General features: G+C 56.1%; 15 protein-coding genes. 13 read left to right on the top strand and 2 right to left on the bottom strand.

The genetic code is table 11. The features are described from left to right. The first annotated feature begins 190 nt into the window (after window positions 1-190). The gene (nudE, locus tag SK51_RS05900) at window positions 191-751 is read left to right on the top strand and encodes an ADP compounds hydrolase NudE (protein WP_003861622.1); all 561 of its coding nucleotides are present in this window, start codon (window positions 191-193) and stop codon (window positions 749-751) included. Between the two features lie 93 nt (window positions 752-844). Here nudE and mrcA read toward each other — a convergent pair whose 3' ends face one another. After that, the gene (gene mrcA / locus SK51_RS05905) at window positions 845-3397 is read right to left on the bottom strand and encodes a peptidoglycan glycosyltransferase/peptidoglycan DD-transpeptidase MrcA (protein ID WP_023307112.1); all 2553 of its coding nucleotides are present in this window, start codon (window positions 3395-3397) and stop codon (window positions 845-847) included. A 120-nt stretch (window positions 3398-3517) separates the two neighbouring features. Between mrcA and pilM the strand changes: the two genes are divergently transcribed. The 12 genes from pilM (at window position 3518) to trpS (ending at window position 13478) form a co-directional block, all read left to right on the top strand. Continuing rightward, the gene (gene pilM, locus SK51_RS05910) at window positions 3518-4291 is read left to right on the top strand and encodes a type IV pilus biogenesis protein PilM (protein WP_032676746.1); all 774 of its coding nucleotides are present in this window, start codon (window positions 3518-3520) and stop codon (window positions 4289-4291) included. Next, a complete protein-coding gene (locus tag SK51_RS05915; RefSeq protein ID WP_023307110.1) occupies window positions 4291-4785 on the top strand; it encodes a PilN domain-containing protein in 495 nt (164 codons plus the stop codon). Before pilM ends, SK51_RS05915 begins: the two co-directional genes overlap by 1 nt. A gap of 3 nt (window positions 4786-4788) precedes the next feature. Next, entirely contained in the window at window positions 4789-5241 is a 453-nt protein-coding gene (locus SK51_RS05920; RefSeq protein WP_023307109.1) for a HofO family protein, read from the top strand. Further along, entirely contained in the window at window positions 5231-5635 is a 405-nt protein-coding gene (locus tag SK51_RS05925; protein WP_032671541.1) for a HofP DNA utilization family protein, read from the top strand. Before SK51_RS05920 ends, SK51_RS05925 begins: the two co-directional genes overlap by 11 nt. Next, window positions 5547-6785 (top strand): DNA uptake porin HofQ, encoded by a 1239-nt coding sequence (gene hofQ / locus SK51_RS05930; RefSeq protein WP_023298775.1) that lies wholly within the window; start codon window positions 5547-5549, stop codon window positions 6783-6785. Before SK51_RS05925 ends, hofQ begins: the two co-directional genes overlap by 89 nt. A 286-nt stretch (window positions 6786-7071) precedes the next feature. Beyond that, a complete protein-coding gene (aroK, locus tag SK51_RS05940) occupies window positions 7072-7593 on the top strand; it encodes a shikimate kinase AroK (RefSeq protein ID WP_003861630.1) in 522 nt (173 codons plus the stop codon). A 57-nt stretch (window positions 7594-7650) separates the two neighbouring features. Then, window positions 7651-8739, top strand: a complete 1089-nt coding sequence (gene aroB / locus SK51_RS05945) for a 3-dehydroquinate synthase (protein WP_032676745.1) — start codon at window positions 7651-7653, stop codon at window positions 8737-8739. A 92-nt stretch (window positions 8740-8831) separates the two neighbouring features. Beyond that, a complete protein-coding gene (damX, locus tag SK51_RS05950) occupies window positions 8832-10130 on the top strand; it encodes a cell division protein DamX (RefSeq protein ID WP_022649621.1) in 1299 nt (432 codons plus the stop codon). Between the two features lie 67 nt (window positions 10131-10197). Then, window positions 10198-11010 (top strand): adenine-specific DNA-methyltransferase, encoded by an 813-nt coding sequence (gene dam, locus SK51_RS05955; RefSeq protein ID WP_022649620.1) that lies wholly within the window; start codon window positions 10198-10200, stop codon window positions 11008-11010. A gap of 39 nt (window positions 11011-11049) precedes the next feature. Then, entirely contained in the window at window positions 11050-11727 is a 678-nt protein-coding gene (gene rpe / locus SK51_RS05960) for a ribulose-phosphate 3-epimerase (RefSeq protein ID WP_048206617.1), read from the top strand. After that, on the top strand, window positions 11720-12481 hold the full coding sequence (gph, locus tag SK51_RS05965) for a phosphoglycolate phosphatase (RefSeq protein ID WP_015571431.1): 762 nt from the start codon (window positions 11720-11722) through the stop codon (window positions 12479-12481). The genes rpe and gph overlap by 8 nt, the downstream gene beginning before the upstream one ends. Then, complete coding sequence (gene trpS, locus SK51_RS05970; RefSeq protein WP_015571430.1) at window positions 12474-13478, top strand: tryptophan--tRNA ligase; 1005 nt, start codon at window positions 12474-12476, stop codon at window positions 13476-13478. Before gph ends, trpS begins: the two co-directional genes overlap by 8 nt. Window positions 13479-13613: 135 nt before the next feature. On the opposite strand, the gene SK51_RS05975 is transcribed toward trpS, so the two are convergent. Next, window positions 13614-13784: a YhfL family protein gene (locus SK51_RS05975; RefSeq protein ID WP_003861638.1), complete on the bottom strand. Its 171-nt coding sequence runs from the start codon at window positions 13782-13784 to the stop codon at window positions 13614-13616. Window positions 13785-13822 lie beyond the last annotated feature (38 nt).

Genomic DNA, 13822 nt, shown 5'->3' on the forward strand with positions numbered 1-13822 from the left:
TGATAACAAAGCCTGTTCCGGCGCGATATCAGCAAATTCCTGGAAACTTTTCAACCTCTTGACATTTGTTTTGAAATGAGAATTGCCTACAGTTACGTTGCATAAATGTAAATAAAGAGCAATTGACATTGCCGAAACCGTGCGGCGTATCGCACAATAAAGCCAGTTCACCCAGCAAAGACCCGTCAAGATGACCAAACCCTTACAAAAGCCCACCATTCTGAATGTTGAAACCGTCGCAAAATCGCGTCTGTTTAATGTTGAAAGCGTGGATCTGGAGTTCAGCAACGGTGTGCGTCGTGTTTATGAGCGTATGCGCCCCTCCTCGCGTGAAGCGGTGATGATAGTGCCTATCGTCGACGAGCACCTGATCCTCATTCGTGAATACGCCGTGGGCACAGAATCCTACGAGCTGGGCTTCTCCAAAGGACTGATCGATCCGGGCGAAACGGTGTTTGAAGCGGCAAACCGGGAGCTGAAAGAAGAGGTCGGCTTTGGCGCGAAAGAGCTGACGTTCCTGAAAAAGCTGAGCATGGCGCCGTCCTATTTCTCCAGCAAAATGAACATTGTTGTCGCGGAAGATCTCTATCCTGAATCGCTGGAAGGAGACGAGCCGGAACCGCTGCCGCAGGTTCGCTGGCCGCTGGCTCATCTGATGGATTTGCTGGAAGATCCTGACTTTAACGAGGCACGCAACGTGAGCGCACTTTTCCTGGTGCGGGAGTGGCTGAAGGGGCAGGGGCGTTTGTAGCGCCACCCGTAAAAACGGCAACCGATGGTTGCCGTTTTGCATTACGCTGTAGGCCGGGACAGGCGTCGCCACCGCCCGGCTTTTTTGTTGGCGTCAGAACAGTTCGTGCGTTTCGCCGTTATCAATGATTTCGGTACCCACCTCATGCACCGCCTGCGTGGTTGGCTGCGTACCCTCGATGAAATACTCGGCACGGCTGTTGCCGCCATTCGCGAGCTGTCCGGTGCTGCGGTCAATATTGATCGTGACAATGCCCGGCGGAGGCGTTAGCGGCTGCTCCGGCACGCCCTCGAGAGCGGCCTTCATGTAAGCATCCCAGGCCGGTTGCGCACTCTTAGCCCCACCCTCGTAACCGGAAATCTGATCTTTAATCGCGCCAGAAGCGGTTGTGCGCCCCAGAGTGCGGCGGTGATCGTCAAAACCAATCCAGACCGAGGTGACAACGCCCGGGCCATAACCTGAGAACCAGGCATCTTTTGAGCTGTTGGTTGTGCCTGTTTTGCCGCCGATGTCGCGGCGTTGCAAATCGCGGCCCGCTCGCCAGCCGGTGCCTTGCCAGCCCGGTTCGCCAAAGATGTTGGTGTTCAGCGCGCTCTTAATCAGGAACGACAGCGGCGTGCTGATCACGTGCGGAGCATACTCCTGCGCGCCACTCTGGGCGACCAGCGCCTGATTGGCCTGTTCCAGCTGAGGCTGCGGCACCGCCAGATTCTGACGTTCCTGAGAGATGGCAACATCTTCCATGTCCTTGTTTTCAAGGACATTGGATTTTGGCGTGTCGCCGTAAATCACCGGAATATCGCATTCAGGGCAGGCAATTTTCGGCTTCGCTTCAAACAGTACGCCGCCCTGATCGTTCTCGATTTTGCTGATGAAATACGGATCGACCAGGAAGCCGCCGTTTGCCATAACCGAGTAGCCACGCGCGACCTGGAGCGGTGTGAAGGACGCGGAGCCGAGCGCCAAAGATTCGGTATGAACGATGTTTTGCGCCGGGAAGCCGAAGCGTTGCAGATACTCTGCCGCATAATCAACGCCCATCGCACGCATCGCGCGAACCATGACCACGTTCTTCGACTGGCCAAGGCCCTGACGCAGACGGATAGGGCCAGCGTATTGCGCCGGAGAGTTCTTCGGCTGCCAGTCAGAGCCCGCACCGGCATCCCATCGGGAAATTGGCACGTCGTTGAGAATGCTGGCGAGCGTTAGCCCCTTGTCCATCGCCGCGGTATACAGGAACGGTTTGATGTTCGAACCGACCTGACGCAGCGCCTGGGTTGCGCGGTTAAATTTGCTCTGGTTGAAATCGAACCCGCCAACCAGCGCCATCACGGCACCGTTCTGCGGATTGATGGAGACCAGGGCAGAGTTGACGTCCGGCACCTGTGCCAGCCACCAGGCATCGCCTACCTGACGCACCCAGATTTGTTGTCCGGTTTGTACCACATCCGTCACTTTACGTGGAGTAGGCCCCTGAAGGGTGTCAGAACGGTACGAACGCGCCCAGCGGATACCCTCCATACGCAGCGAAACGGATGTACCATCGGCCATCATCGCCACCGCTTCCTGCGGATCGGCCTGGGTGACCACCGCCGGACGCAGCGGGCCATAGGTCGGCAGCGCTTTCAGGGAATCAGTAATTTTTTTGCTGTCCCATGCGCCTTCGCCCACTCTCCACAGCACGTTGGACGGGCCGCGATAGCCGTGACGCATATCGTAATCCATCACGTTATTACGCACCGCCTGCTGGGCAGCCTGCTGCACCTTGCGGGTCACGGTGGTGTAAACGCGATAGCCGTCTTCATATGCTTTGTCGCCGTAGCGGCGCACCATCTCCTGGCGAACCATTTCCGTCAGATACGGCGATGAGAAAGCAATTTCCGGTGCATGGTAATTGGCATCAATCACATCGCTGCGTGCCCGATCGTACTCATCCTGGCTGATGTAGCCTTCGCTCAACATACGCGATAGCACAACGTTACGGCGCGCGGTGGCGCGGTCCAGCGAGTAGAGCGGGTTAAACGTTGATGGCGCTTTTGGCAGGCCGGCAATGGTCGCCATTTCGCTCAGCGTGAGCTGATCGATCGACTTACCGAAATAGACCTGAGCCGCAGCCCCTACGCCATAGGCGCGGTAGCCCAGATAAATCTTGTTGAGGTAAAGCTCAAGGATCTCGTCTTTGCTCAGCAGTTGCTCAATGCGGATCGCGAGGAACACTTCTTTGATCTTACGTATCAGCGTCTTTTCCGGGCTGAGGAAGAAGTTACGCGCCAGCTGCTGGGTAATGGTACTTGCCCCCTGAGAGGCATGACCGGAGAACAGCGCCACGCTTGCCGCACGGAAAATACCGACCGGATCGACACCGTGGTGCTCGTAAAAACGGCTATCCTCGGTGGCGATAAAAGCCTTCACCATCACGGGTGGAATTTGATTTAAGGTCAGTGGGATACGACGTTTCTCGCCGTATTGCGCCATCAGTTCACCATCGGCGCTATAGACCTGCATAGGGATCTGAAGCCGCACATCACGAAGTGTGGCGACATCAGGGAGTTGCGGCTCGACATATTTGTACAAACCAATAATCGAGCCTGCTCCCAGCAGAATGCAACAGACTGCAAGGATCAATAAATACTTTACGAACTTCACCGGAGATTTCCCATTTGGTTTAGCCTGGGCAGTTTCTAAACAATCGCGCGGTAGTATAAAGGCAAGCCTGATTCATTGATATAGCCGTCACTCCGACGGGCGATAAGGAGATCGTGAAGCATGGCTTTTAAAACGTGGCAAACAGGCGTTCATATTCAACAGGATAAGGTGATTGCCGTGGCGCTGACCAGAGAGCGGGCCGGCTGGCGTTTACGGCGCTGGTGGGCGGTGCCGCTGTCGGACGGGGTTATCGGTGAAGGCAAAATACTTAAGCCAGAACAACTGGTTAACGCATTACGTGGCTGGCGGAAAACATTGCCGCACTCGCATCGGGTATTTCTCTCATTTCCGGCAACGCGCGTTCTGCAACGCGCGTTGCCCCGTCCATCCGTTAACTTGCGTGACAGCGAACAGCTCACCTGGGTAGGCGCCGCATTAGCGCGTGAGCTGGAGATGCCTCCCGATACGCTCTGCTTTGACTACGCGCAGGATACGTTCAGCAACACTTTTCAGGTTACCGCCGCGCAAAACAGAGAGGTCGATACCCTGTTGTCGCTGGCGGAAGCGCTGCGTTTGCGCCTGGCCGCAATCGTCCCGGATGCCGGCGCACTGGCTAATCTTCTCTCTGCTGTTGCCCCCGTCCGGTGCGTAGCCTGGAGGGATAAACACCAGTGGCTGTGGGCGATGCGTCACCAGTGGGGGCGGCGCTACACCACAGAAGCGGCGACGGTGAATGAGCTGGCGGCGTTGCTTGCACTTTCTCCTTCTGATATCGCCGTGTTTGATGCTGCACGGTATCCCTGGGAAGCGGTGACGCTGTGTCAGCCGCCGTTGCCAGAATGTGGTGCTGATTACACCGTCGCCCTGGCGCTGGCCATGAGCGAGGCGCCGTAATGAGCATGCCCAATCTTTTACCCTGGCGTCGGCAGCAACGTAATCAGCGCCTGCGTTTTTGGGGGCTGCTGTTTACCGCCTCATTGTTGGTGATGCTGGCGGGAGGCGTCAGCCTTCGGGCGACGCAGACTCTCGCGTCACAGGCGTTGCAGAGCGATCTGGCGGGAACGCGTGCGGTGCAGAAGGTATTGAAAGCCCGTCAGCCGCAGTCTGCGGGGCTGGAACCCCTTTCGCAGCCGCCTGAGACGGTGGCATGGCAACCCGCGCTTGAATCCCTTGCCAGTGCAATGCCCCGGCAGGCGTGGCTGACGGCGCTGCGTTATCAGCCACCCTCGCTGATCCTGACGGGCTATACCACCTCACTCCCGACGCTCTCCGCCATGACCGATGCGCTGAAAAGGGTGACGGGGTTTAACCCCGGACCGGCAGGCGAATTGCAACAGGATAGCCAGGGGCGATGGATGTTCTCTTTTCAACTGCATAGCCGGAGGTAGCCAGTGGGCATCTGGTATCAACGCTGGACAGATGCACGTCCTTCCCGGCGCGTCCTTTGCTGGTTGATCGCGTCGGGGATCGTTGCGTTTGCGATTTGGGGAGCGCTGCTCAGACCCGCTGCTCTGTGCTACGCCGATATTCAGGCGCAGGCCAGCAGTGCGAAGCGAATCAACGCCTCGCTGTGGCCAAAGGCCGGGCGGCGACCTGTGGTTACGCAAGTGAAGCCGGTGCAGCCCTTTTCTCCGCTGGCATTTCAGCGTGAGGACGCAAGGCTGGTGTACTGGAAACCGCAGCACAGTGGGGGAGAGCTGGCGCTGGATGCCTTATGGGGCGCAGTTCCGGCGATCTTTTCCCGGCTGGCGCTTGAGAACGTGCGGGTGAGCGCGTTTTCCATCACCCCACAGGGAAAACAGCTACGCCTTAGCCTGCAACTGGAGATCGGTCATGCGCAGTAAAACCCGTTTGCTGATCCTGCTTTCTCCGCTTTTCCTGACCGGGATGCGGGATCCCTTCTCCGTGCCGGAAGAGCGTTGCGCGGCAGGGCAACTCAGCCAGTGGCGGTATCAGGGAGTAGTCAGCGGCAGCAGGGATATCGGCCTTATGCAGGACGGGCAGAACCGCTGGCACCGGGTAAAAACGCAGATGCGGTTACCGCCAGGCTGGCGGGTGAGTGCGATAGATATACAACAACTGACCGTTGATGTCGGCGAGATGTGCGAGCCGAAACGATGGACATGGCAGCGAGAAGGAACGAAAAAAAGTGAAGATATGGATAGGGCTGTTACTGGCGGCACTCAGCCAGCCCCTGTGGGCCGCGACGCCAAAACCGGTCACCCTGCTGGTGGATGATGTCCCGGTGGTGCAGGTATTACAGGCGATGGTAGCGCAGGAGGATCGCAATCTGGTGGTGTCGCCGGATGTCAGCGGTTCGCTTTCGCTGAATCTAACGCGGGTGCCCTGGAGGCAGGCGCTTCAGACGGTAGTGAACAGTGCCGGGCTGGTATTGCGGGAAGAGGGCGGCATTTTTTATGTGCATACGGCGGCCTGGCAGCGGGAGCAACAGACGCGTAAAGCGCAGGAGCGGGCCCAGCGTCTGCTCGACGCTCCGCTGCTCTCTCACAGCATTCCGTTTGCTTATGCGGATGCGGCCGAATTGCAAAAAGCGGCGGAAAAGCTCTTAAGCCCGAAAGGCAGTCTCTCCGTCGACAAGCGCACCAACCGTCTCCTGGTCAGGGATAACAAGTCGGTGGTGGATATGCTCCAGCGCTGGGCAGCGCAGATGGATCTGCCCGTCGAGCAGGTAGAACTGGCGGCGCAGATTGTGACCATCAGTGAAAAAAGCCTGCGTGAACTGGGGGTGAAATGGAACCTCGCTGACGCAACGGAGGCCGGTAAGGTGGGTCAGGTCACGACGTTGGGCGCTGACCTGTCGGTGGCCAGTGCAACCACACACGTTGGGTTTAATATCGGGCGCATCAACGGCAGGATGCTGGATCTTGAGTTGTCGGCGCTTGAGCAAAAGCAGCAGGTGGATATCATCGCCAGCCCGCGGCTACTGGCGTCGCACATGCAGCCGGCCAGCATCAAGCAGGGCAGCGAAATCCCGTATCAGGTTTCCAGCGGCGAAAGCGGAGCGACCTCCGTTGAGTTTAAAGAGGCGGTATTAGGCATGGAGGTCACGCCGGTGGTGCTCCCGGGCGGCCGCGTTCGTCTGAAGCTGCATATCAGTGAAAATATGCCTGGCCAGGTGCTGCAACAGGCGGACGGCGAAACGCTGGCGATTGATAAGCAGGAGATCGAAACGCAGGTAGAGGTAAAAAGTGGGGAAACGCTCGCGCTGGGCGGGATCTTTTCGCAAAAGAATAAAACCGGACGCGACAGCGTGCCCGTGCTGGGCAACATTCCGTGGCTGGGTCAGTTGTTCCGCCATGACGGAAAAGATAACGAACGGCGCGAGTTAGTGGTGTTTATCACGCCACGTCTGGTCAGTATTCATTAATGGGTAACGATCCCCGCAATGATTTTGCATTCAGTTTGTTGCAGATGTTTGACGTGGGGCATGAATTAGCATACAAGGAGTACCGATTTGAGTTGGACTTACGTCTTATTTCCTTATGCGCCGGGAACGGTGATTTAATCAGTTGCCAAACAAGCCGGAGTATTGAGATAATTTTTCGTCTGACTCTCGCTCTATTGCAAATGAGGTTTCAGTTCATGTCCTGCTACGCCGGGTGTCTGCGCAGCGGGGATTACCATTAACGAATAGTCTTAGTAGTACCGAAAAAATGGCAGAGAAACGCAATATCTTTCTGGTTGGGCCTATGGGTGCCGGCAAAAGCACTATTGGGCGTCAGTTAGCTCAACAACTCAATATGGAATTTTACGATTCTGATCAAGAGATTGAGAAACGAACCGGAGCGGATGTGGGCTGGGTCTTCGACGTAGAAGGCGAAGAAGGTTTCCGTGACCGAGAAGAAAAAGTGATCAACGAACTCACGGAAAAACAGGGCATTGTGCTGGCAACAGGCGGCGGCTCTGTAAAATCTCGCGAAACCCGCAACCGTCTCTCCGCCCGTGGCGTAGTGGTCTATCTTGAGACGACCATCGAAAAACAGCTGGCACGCACGCAGCGTGATAAAAAGCGCCCGTTGTTGCAGGTTGAAACACCGCCACGTGAAGTTCTGGAAGCTTTGGCCGATGAACGCAATCCTCTGTACGAAGAGATTGCTGATGTGACCATTCGTACTGACGATCAAAGCGCTAAAGTGGTTGCAAACCAGATTATTCATATGCTGGAAAGCAACTGATTCTGGCTTTATATACACTCGCCTGCGGGTAAAAGCATTTAAGGTGGATGTCGCGTCATGGAGAGGATTACAGTTACTCTCGGGGAACGTAGTTACCCTATCACCATCGCGGCTGGTTTGTTTAACGATCCAGCTTCCTTCTTACCACTGAAAGCGGGTGATCAGGCGATGCTGGTCACCAACGAGACGCTGGCTCCGCTTTATCTCGACCGTGTACGCCACCTGCTTGAGCAGGCGGGCGTGAAGGTCGACAGTGTGATTCTGCCCGATGGCGAGCAGTACAAAAGCCTGACGGTACTGGATACCGTCTTTACCGCACTTCTGCAAAAACCGCACGGTCGTGATACAACACTGCTTGCCCTGGGCGGCGGCGTTGTGGGCGATCTGACCGGTTTTGCAGCCGCCAGCTACCAGCGCGGTGTGCGCTTTATTCAAATTCCAACCACGTTGCTCTCACAGGTCGATTCTTCTGTGGGCGGTAAAACGGCGGTTAACCATCCGCTCGGCAAAAACATGATTGGCGCGTTCTACCAGCCTGCATCGGTGGTGGTGGATCTCGACTGTCTGCAAACCTTGCCAGCGCGCGAACTGGCGTCCGGCCTTGCAGAAGTGATCAAATACGGCATTATTCTTGACGGTGAGTTCTTCACCTGGCTGGAAGAGAATATGGATGCGCTGCTGCGCCTCGATGGGCAGGCAATGGCCTACTGTATTCGCCGGTGCTGTGAGCTGAAAGCAGAAGTCGTTGCCGCAGATGAGCGTGAAACCGGCTTACGTGCTTTACTGAATCTGGGGCATACGTTTGGTCATGCGATCGAAGCCGAAATGGGCTACGGTAACTGGCTTCACGGTGAAGCTGTCGCTGCCGGAATGGTCATGGCGGCCCGTGCCTCTGAACGTCTGGGGCAGTTCAGGCCGGAAGAGACAGCACGTATCATCACGTTGCTTAAACGTGCTGGCTTGCCGGTGATTGGTCCGCAGGAAATGTCTGCGCAAGCGTACCTTCCCCACATGATGCGCGATAAAAAAGTATTGGCAGGTGAGATGCGTCTGGTACTCCCGCTTGCAATAGGGAAAAGTGAAGTGCGCGGCGGAGTGCCGCACGAAGTCGTACTTGGCGCTATTGCTGATTGTCAGCAGGCGTAACAACTAGAAAGGTCAGGCTGCTGTAACAGGTGGTCGTTTTAGCTTCAGGTAAATGCAGAGTCGTTGGCAGAAACCTTTGAGTGGGGTGTTAAATGGATGAATTCAAACCAGAAGACGAGCTGAAACCCGATCCCAGCGATCGTCGTACTGGTCGTTCTCGTCAATCTTCAGAACGTGATAACGAGCCGCAGATCAACTTTGACGATGTCGATCTGGATGCAGACGATCGTCGCCCTTCGCGTAGCCGTAACGCGCGAAATGAGCGTGAAGACGAGGAGTATGAATCCGAAGAAGAGTTAATGGATGAACAGCCTGTTGAACGTCGTCCGCGCAAACGTAAAAAAGCGGTAGCGGCAAAACCGGCCTCCCGTCAGTACATCATGATGGGCCTTGGCGTTCTGGTTCTGGTATTGCTGATTGTCGGCATTGGTTCCGCGCTAAAAGCACCTTCTACCCATTCTACCGAGCAGACAGCGTCTGCCGAGAAGAGCATCGACCTGTCTGGTAACGATGCGAGCAACCAGGCGAATGGCGCTCAGCCAGCGCCGGGCACCACTTCCGCAGAGCAGACCGCAGGTAACACCAGTGCCGGTCAGGATATCTCTCTGCCGCCCGTCTCTGCGACCCCAACTCAGGGCCAGGCGCCTGTTACGCCGGAGGGCCAGCAGCGTGTTGAAGTTCAGGGCGATCTGAATAACGCGCTGACGCAGCCGCAGAATCAGGAGCAGGTTAACGCTGCCGTGGTGAACTCCACGCTGCCTACTGAACCTGCCACCGTTGCGCCAGTTCATGGCAGCAATGCCCAGCAGCAAACGGCGGCAACGGAAACCAAACCGCGCCATACCCAGACTGCGCCGCGTCAGGAGCGTAAGCAGGCTGTGATTGAGCCGAAGCGTGAGACGAAACCGCAGACCGTGGCAAAAGCGCCAGAAACGAAAGCGCCAGCGCAGACAAAACCTGCGGTGAGCCAACCGGTTAAAGCGCCAACGCCTGCGGCAACCGCTGCACCTAAAGCAACGGCGACCACAACCGCGCCTGCTGCAACTGCGGCACCGGCTGCTACGCCAACCGCTAGCGCATCCAGCACCGCGGCAGGTAAAACGACGGGTAACGTGGGTTCTCTGAAATCCGCATCATCCAGCAACTACACGTTGCAGCTGAGCAGTTCGTCTAACTACGACAACCTCAACGCCTGGGCGAAGAAATCGAATCTGAAAAACTATGTGGTTTATCAGACGACCCGTAACGGACAGCCTTGGTACGTTCTGGTAAGCGGAGTTTATGCCTCAAAAGATGAAGCAAAACGAGCCGTCTCCACGCTGCCTGCCGATGTGCAGGCGAAAAATCCGTGGGCGAAGCCAATTCATCAGGTGCAGGCCGATCTGAAGTAATGTTTAAAGCGCAGGATGCTGTCGGAGCTTTCTCCACAGCCGGAGAAGGTGTAATCAGTTAGTCAGCATGAAAAAAAATCGCGCTTTTCTTAAATGGGCAGGGGGGAAATACCCCCTGCTCGACGATATTAAAAAGCACCTGCCGAAAGGCGAGTGTCTTATCGAGCCCTTCGTGGGTGCTGGATCGGTATTCCTGAATACCGATTTTTCTCGTTATATCCTGGCGGATATCAACAGCGACCTTATCAGCCTCTATAACATCGTGAAACTGCGTACCGATGAGTATGTGGAAGAGGCGCGGAAGCTGTTTACGCCAGAGAACAACAACCCGGACATTTACTATCAGTTCCGCGCTGAGTTTAATCAGAGCCAGGACCCGTTCCGTCGCGCGCTGTTGTTTCTTTATCTCAACCGCCATGGCTACAACGGTCTGTGCCGGTATAATCTGCGTGGCGAGTTTAACGTGCCGTTTGGCCGCTATAAGCGTCCCTATTTCCCGCAGGACGAGCTGTATCACTTTGCTGAAAAAGCGCAGAATGCCGAGTTCTACTGTCTCTCCTATGAAGAGTGCATGGAGCTGGCGGGCGTAAACTCGGTGGTCTACTGCGACCCGCCTTACGCGCCGCTGTCTGCCACGGCAAATTTCACCGCCTACCACACCAACAGCTTCAGCCCGGCCGAGCAGGCGCGTCTGGCTGAGATGGCGGAAAAGCTGGTCAGCAAAAGAATTCCGGTGTTAATTTCGAATCACGACACGCCTGATACGCGCGAATGGTACAAAGCCGCGAAGCATTTTCAGGTAAAAGTGCGGCGTAGCATTAGTAGCAATGGCGGCACACGTAAAAAGGTGGACGAACTTCTGGCGCTTTATCGACCCTGAGCCTTTGCCCGCCGGTAAACACATTTCAAGGAGATGCGGATGAAACAGTTTTTGATTGCCCCCTCAATTCTGTCGGCCGATTTTGCCCGCCTGGGTGAAGACACTGCCAAAGCTCTCGCGGCTGGCGCAGATGTCGTCCATTTCGACGTTATGGATAACCACTACGTTCCCAACCTGACCATCGGTCCGATGGTGCTTAAAGCGCTGCGTAACTACGGGATCACCGCGCCCATGGACGTGCATCTGATGGTGAAACCGGTTGATCGCATCGTGCCTGATTTCGCCGCGGCGGGTGCCAGCATCATCACTTTCCACCCGGAAGCCTCCGAACACGTTGACCGCACGCTACAGCTGATCAAAGAGAACGGCTGTAAGGCGGGACTGGTCTTTAACCCGGCGACCCCGCTGAGCTATCTCGACTACGTGATGGACAAGCTGGACGTGATCCTGCTGATGTCCGTCAACCCGGGCTTTGGCGGCCAGTCGTTTATCCCTCAGACCCTCGACAAACTGCGTGAAGTGCGCCGCCGTATTGATGAGTCTGGCTATGATATTCGCCTGGAAGTGGATGGCGGCGTGAAGGTCAATAACATCGGTGAGATTGCGGCGGCAGGAGCGGATATGTTCGTCGCAGGCTCCGCCATCTTCGATCAACCGGATTACAAAAAAGTCATTGATGAAATGCGCCGTGAACTGGCGAAGGTAAGTCATGGATAAATTGCAGGCTATTCGGGGTGTAGCATTTGACCTCGACGGCACGCTGGTCGACAGCGCGCCAGGGTTAACCCGCGCCGTCGATCAGGCGCTGTATGCCCTTGAACTCCCCGTTGCGGGCGAAGAGCGCGTCGTGACGTGGATTGGTAACGGTGCAGACGTGCTGATGGAGCGCGCGCTGTCCTGGGCTCGTCAGGAGCGTGCCTCTCAGCGTTCCGCGCAAGGGAAACCGAGTGTTGACCACGCGGATATTCCCCAGGATGAGCAGCAGCGTATTCTGCGCAAACTGTTCGACCGTTTCTACGAAGAGACCGTCGAAGAGGGCAGCTTCCTGTTCCCGGATGTCGCTGAAACGCTGAGCGCGCTACATGCGAAAGGCATCCCGCTGGGGCTGGTGACCAACAAGCCAACACCGTTCGTTGCGCCTCTGCTGGAAGCGCTGGATATCGCGAAATACTTCTCCGTAATTGTGGGCGGCGATGACGTGCAGAATAAAAAGCCGCATCCGGAACCGCTATTGCTGGTGGCAGGAAAATTATCCTTAGCGCCTGCGGAGCTGCTCTTTGTCGGGGATTCCCGCAATGATATTCTGGCTGCCAGAGCGGCAGGTTGCCCGTCTGTTGGGTTGACCTACGGCTACAACTACGGTGAAGCCATTACGCTGAGTGAGCCGGACGTTGTGTTCGACCACTTCAAAGATTTGTTGCCCGCACTCGGGCTCTCGCACAGTGAACATCAGGAATTGAATAATGACTAAGCCCATCGTTTTTAGTGGCGCACAGCCTTCAGGTGAACTGACCATTGGTAACTACATGGGTGCGTTACGTCAGTGGGTGAGCATGCAGGATGACTACCACTGCATTTACTGCATCGTGGATTTGCATGCTATCACCGCGCGTCAGGATCCCGAGAAGCTGCGCAAGGCGACGCTCGATACGCTGGCGCTGTACCTGGCGTGCGGTATCGATCCCGAGAAGAGCACCATTTTTGTTCAATCTCACGTGCCAGAGCACGCGCAGCTGGGCTGGGCGCTGAACTGCTACACCTATTTCGGCGAGCTGAGCCGCATGACCCAGTTCAAGGATAAATCTGCGCGCTACTCTGAAAACATCAACGCCGGTCTGTTTGATTATCCGGTGCTGATGGCGGCAGATATTCTGCTGTACCAGACCAACCAGGTACCAGTGGGCGAAGATCAGAAGCAGCACCTGGAGCTGAGCCGCGATATCGCCCAGCGCTTCAATGCGCTTTACGGCGACGTGTTCAAAGTGCCTGAGCCGTTTATTCCGAAATCCGGCGCGCGCGTGATGTCGCTGCTGGAGCCGACCAAAAAGATGTCCAAGTCTGACGATAACCGCAACAACGTTATCGGCCTGCTGGAAGATCCGAAATCGGTGGTGAAAAAGCTCAAGCGTGCGGTGACCGACTCCGACGAGCCGCCAGTGGTGCGCTACGACGTGCAGAACAAAGCGGGCGTATCCAACCTGCTGGACATTCTCTCCGGTGTGACCGGACAGAGCATCCCTGAGCTGGAAAAACACTTTGAAGGCAAGATGTACGGCCACCTGAAAGGTGAAGTGGCAGACGCCGTTTCCGGCATGCTGACCGAGTTGCAGGAGCGCTATCACCGTTACCGTAACGACGAAGCTTTCCTGCAAAAAGTGATGAAAGAGGGCGCGGAAAAAGCCAGCGCGCGCGCCTCCGAAACCCTGAAAGCGGTGTACGACGCGATTGGGTTTGTGGCGAAACCTTAAGCCGCTTTGCCGGGTGGCGCTTACGCTTACCCGGCCTACGGGACCGTGTAGGTCGGGTAAGGCGGAGCCGCCACCCGACAAAACTGACGAAAAAAAAACCGGGAAATCCCCGGTTTTTTTACGCCTGAAAAACGCTTACTGCTGTGCCGCCGGGCCGCAACCGCCAATGATCTTCGAAATGGAGATTGCCGGATGCAGCAGGTAATCGTAGCTGCAATTATTTTTAGTATTTTGAACGTGACCGGTGCAGGCCGTCAGAGTTGTTAACAGGCCGACCAGAACGGCAGCTTTTGCCAGTTTGAACATACGCATTCCTTGTCAATAAAATCAAAAAATTGGATGTA

The sequence above is a fragment of the Enterobacter sp. MGH85 genome, from assembly GCF_001037655.1.
Lineage (GTDB): Bacteria > Pseudomonadota > Gammaproteobacteria > Enterobacterales > Enterobacteriaceae > Enterobacter > Enterobacter intestinihominis.